Annotated in this window: 1 protein-coding gene and 1 pseudogene; one reads left to right on the top strand and one right to left on the bottom strand. The window is 33.8% G+C overall.

Annotation, left to right across the window (positions count from 1 at the left end; genetic code table 11):
- Nucleotides 1–358 (bottom strand): annotated as a pseudogene (locus ASJ81_RS12285) (ISAzo13 family transposase); the annotation flags it as partial.
- A gap of 437 nt (nt 359–795) precedes the next feature.
- On the opposite strand from ASJ81_RS12285, the gene ASJ81_RS12280 reads away from it, so the two are divergent.
- On the top strand, nt 796–1,738 hold a 943-nt coding region (locus ASJ81_RS12280), incomplete at its 3' end, for an ISNCY family transposase (protein ID WP_095642727.1).

The raw sequence follows: 1,738 nt of genomic DNA, 5'->3' as shown, positions 1-1,738 counted from the left end.
AGGTCCAACGCAAAGGTGATTCTGGATCACCACTACTTGTTGGTTCAATAAGACTTTCAAGATCAGATATAAGTGTGGGATCTTTATCAACACTCTTTTTGCGACCTCCCCCAGGAGCTCGAATCTTACCATCAGGAATAGATGTTCCACTTGCTCCAATCGTTCCACTTGCTAGTTCTTTACAAGCTTTAGAAATAGTATCACGAGAGATTCCTGTTGCACGAGAAACTATGCTGATTCCACCTTCACCAAGGCTAATAGCCTCAGCACCAGCAAATAGACGTTTCTTTTGTTCATCGAGAAACGGTTTGAGCAATTCATACTTTTCAGAGAGAATTTTCTCAAGTTGGTTACTCATATATATTCAATAGAAGGAACCCATATAAATAAATGCCTGAATTATTTTGTGACAATCACTTAGGGGATAAGTTTCAAATCCGAATATTGACCTGTTGTTTTCGGACAAGCAGTTTTTTTTAAAGGCTTGTGGGCAAGCTTGTTACGATATACTATATTTACAACATTGATTATTGAACATCTATAGGCTCTTAAAAAATTCTCTGATAATTTTTAGCAGAAATAGTGGTACTGATAAGTACCGATTAACTCCAGCTTATATTTGTTGAGCAGGTAACTTTCACATATACACTTGATATTATCTTTCACCGGCATTGTTTTGGGTATACTTTCGCAACATAAAGGACTCAGTTCCAAAATCTAGTGATGAAAGTAAGTGTAACATCACTACATAAATTTATAATTCTCTAATTATGTAATGATGTTACGGCAAAAACAATGGTAATTATAAATCTTACTCTTAATAACTTATCGGAACTCCCTGCTCTCTCATACCTTTTTGATAGTTATAGCAATGATTACGAATATACCACAAGAGGAATTTTTCGTAGAAAAATTCCTCCAGCCTGCCCTATTTGCAGTGCTCCTATGGTTCATAACGGCTATAATCTATACATCAAAAAAGGTCTTGGAAAAATCAGCATTGGTCGATACAAATGCCAAAATTGTGGTAGTACAGACGAAGAAGATCATAGTTTTTGGGAAGGTCTGAAAACTTTACTTTTTGATTCATTTAATAATTTTTTCCAGGTGCTCAGATACCATAAAGTTTCTTATGATGGAATTTCTGATATAATGAGCTTCATATTTCCAAGATCAAGAAGCACTATTTTTAGAACATTCAACAAAGAAATGGAACAGGAAAATGTTCCAATTTTAGAAAATGTACATATGGTGCACTATGACGAACAGCATCCAAAAGAGGGACGTTGTCAGAAATACCGTTTAACATTACTGGATGCAAAAACTCAAAGAACAATAGCAGATGAACTTTTTGAGGATAAAAGTTCAGAAACCATCAAAACGTTTCTACGAAAAAATCTAGATACATCAGAACCTGTGTTTATTGTTACGGATTTTGATAAGAGATACCCAGATATTTTAAAGGAAGTTTTTGGGGATAAGTTAGTGCATCAATACTGTTTGATGCACTTAAACAAGCTTATAGTTAGCGATTTTCCGAAGAAAACAACAATTGAACAGGAACTATTAAAATACAGGTTATTGAATATATTTTACAATCGTGAAAATGAGATTAAATTCCTGGAAAAAATTCTATCTGAAGAACTTAACGTAATTATGAATGAAGAAAAGCATCAAGAATGGAGTATAAAGGCAAAAAAGGAATTTAACCGATTTAGATATAAATTGAAGCTAGAAA

It is taken from the genome of Methanosarcina spelaei (genome assembly GCF_002287235.1).
GTDB lineage: Archaea > Halobacteriota > Methanosarcinia > Methanosarcinales > Methanosarcinaceae > Methanosarcina > Methanosarcina spelaei.
This window is presented reverse-complemented; position numbering and strand designations above follow the sequence as displayed.